Here is a 2,741-nt window from a genome sequence, read left to right as displayed (position 1 = left end):
ATAAACGCTTCAATCGTCGGGTAAGATTTCATCAATTTGCTTCCATTAACACAACATAAGCAATCGCATATTCATGATCGTCACTCAGGCTTAACATCGCCTTATCAATATGCATTTTTTCTTTCAGTTCCAGTCCCACTTTTTCGAACTGTAACTCAGGTTTACCTAGTGAATTATTTCTGACGCTGATGTGGCGCAAACTTAAACCATCCCGAAATCCTGTCCCCATGGCTTTAGCGGCGGCTTCTTTTGCTGCAAATCGTTTCGCTAAAAAATTAGCCGGTTTAAGTTGCAATTTAAACTCGCTGAACTCATGGGCACTGAGTATTCTTTCAGCAAACTTATCACCATGTTTATCGAGTAAGTCTTGCATTCGCGGAATATGAACAAGGTCTGTGCCAATGCCAATGATCATCCCCGGCGCGCGTCCTGCATCAATTGTTTCATCTCGCGAACCGCTGCCTGAAAGCCAGTAAACACCGAACGCGCCACAATCGCGTGGCCAATATTTAACTCCACCAGTTCCGGTATCGCCGCAATTTTCTGAGTATTGTGGTAATGCAGACCATGGCCAGCATTCACCTGTAATCCCCTTTCATGAGCCTGTTTTGCTGCATCAGCAATCACGGCAAGCTCTCTTTCGGCCTCTGCATCGGTTTCGGCATCAGCATAACGGCCAGTATGAAGTTCTACCACTGGTACACCGCAAGCCACTGCCGCTTCTATTTGAGCCAAATCAGGATCGATAAATAAAGAGACACGTACATTGGCCGCCGCAAGGCGCTGACACGCTTGCTGCATTCGAGACAACTGCCCCGCCACATCCAGACCACCTTCTGTTGTCAATTCCTCACGTTTCTCAGGTACTAAACAACAGTCTGCAGGACGATATTTTTCAGCCATCGCCAACATTTCTTCAGTGACCGCCATCTCAAGATTCATTTTTGTCTGCAAGATATCGCTCAACATCGCCACATCACGTTCCTGAATATGTCGACGATCTTCGCGTAAATGTAATGTGATACTGTCCGCTCCTGCTTGCTCTGCTTCAATCGCTGCCTGAATGGGGTCAGGATAACGTGTTCCACGAGCTTGACGCAGTGTGGCGATGTGATCGATGTTGACACCTAGATAAATAGACATGAATCTCCAAACTCAGTTTGTTTTTGTTGTAAATTGATTAAGCCCAGCAAATAACTGACGACTATGTAAAGGACGGCCGCCCAAGTAATAATTTATCACTGACCGCATCATATGTTTGATTTCTTTCAGGCTCACATCATCAAATTCCGCTTCCTGATCAAGATGACGTAAGCTGCGTCCAGATACCGTATTCTCAAGCTGTTGACCAAATACACGGCGTGGACCACTATCTGGATGGTAAATATACATGCCTTCATCTTCAATATTCTGACCAGAATCGACATCCACCGTTAATGCCAGACCATAGCCTAGATGGCTGAGCAGCGCTTTTTCAAATAATCGCAGGGTAATCTGTTCATTGCTTTTTTGTTGGAGTGAAGACAGCGCCTGACGGTAAGCCAGATAAATCTCTGGTTCCGCTTCATGAAGAGGTAATAACTTGACGAGCAACTCATTCATATAAAGGCCACAGAGGCTGGCATTACCAACAAGACGATAACTGGGTTCATCCACTTCGATGTGACTCAATGTCACTAAATCACCTTGGCCATACCAGCTGAGCCAGAGCGGTTGAAATATTTGTATCGATGAGCTGCGTTTCTTTTTTTGCCGTAAACCTCGAGCGACCAGACTCACTCGCCCATAATCCTGCGTTAACACATCGACCAGTGAACTGGTTTCACGATAGGGTCTATGGTGCAGAACAAAAGCAGACGTCAGCTCCACAAGCTACCTATAGGTCGTCGTTATAACCCAGGTTCTTTAACATGCGCTCATTATCTGACCAGCCTTCACGCACTTTGACCCATATCTGTAAAAACACTTTACAACCGAATAGCTGTTCCATTTCCAGCCGAGCATCCTGACCGATAAGCTTGAGCTGTTCGCCTTTTTTACCAATCACAATCGACTTCTGACCGCTTCGCTCAACATAAACAACAGCACCAATTCGATACATGCCTTCTTCTTCCTCGAACTGTTCAATTTCTACAGTGAGTGAATAAGGTAATTCCTGACCGAGATAACGGAATAATTTTTCACGTACGATTTCACCCGCCAAAAAGCGTGAACTGCGATCGGTTAATTGATCTTCATCAAAGATCATCTCGCCTTCAGGCATTAACTTGGCAATTTCCTGCTCCAGTACATCTGTATTCATACCTTTCCGTGCAGAAATAGGCACAACAGCCGCAAAATCATATTGTGGTGCAAGTGATTGTATCTGTGGTAATAAATCTGATTTGTCTGAGAGTTTATCGGCTTTATTTAACACTAAAATGACTGGAGAGCGTGCATCTTGTTGAATACGTTTCAAGACGCGCTGATCATCTTCCGTCCATTTCAGTCCTTCCACAACAAACAGCACCACATCCACATCGTCAATTGAAGCGGCAGCAGCGCGGTTCATATAACGATTCATCGCTTTTTTACCGTCGCTGTGCATACCCGGTGTATCAACGTAGATAAACTGGCCCTGGTCTGTGGTTTTAATACCTAGAATACGGTGGCGGGTCGTTTGTGGGCGACGTGAAGTAATACATAATTTCTGACCAAGAATACGGTTGATTAATGTGGACTTACCCACATTTGGACGCCCA

General features: G+C 45.1%; 4 protein-coding genes. All 4 read right to left on the bottom strand.

The features are described 5' to 3' along the window. Positions 1 to 31 precede the first annotated feature (31 nt). Positions 32 to 415 (bottom strand): holo-ACP synthase, encoded by a 384-nt coding sequence (acpS, locus tag B4K20_RS00595; protein ID WP_286305161.1) that lies wholly within the window; start codon positions 413 to 415, stop codon positions 32 to 34. Next, positions 412 to 1,143 carry a pyridoxine 5'-phosphate synthase gene (gene pdxJ, locus B4K20_RS00590; RefSeq protein WP_289281483.1) on the bottom strand — a complete coding sequence of 244 codons (732 nt, stop codon included), beginning with the start codon at positions 1,141 to 1,143 and terminating at the stop codon, positions 412 to 414. The genes acpS and pdxJ overlap by 4 nt, the downstream gene beginning before the upstream one ends. 12 nt (positions 1,144 to 1,155) lie before the next feature. Beyond that, a complete protein-coding gene (recO, locus tag B4K20_RS00585; RefSeq protein WP_286305163.1) occupies positions 1,156 to 1,869 on the bottom strand; it encodes a DNA repair protein RecO in 714 nt (237 codons plus the stop codon). Between the two features lie 7 nt (positions 1,870 to 1,876). Beyond that, a partial coding sequence (gene era / locus B4K20_RS00580) for a GTPase Era (protein ID WP_289281482.1) occupies positions 1,877 to 2,741 on the bottom strand: 865 nt, incomplete at its 5' end.

It is taken from the genome of Methylophaga sp. UBA5088 (assembly GCF_002414625.1).
Classification (GTDB): Bacteria; Pseudomonadota; Gammaproteobacteria; order Nitrosococcales; family Methylophagaceae; genus Methylophaga; species Methylophaga marina.
This window is presented reverse-complemented; position numbering and strand designations above follow the sequence as displayed.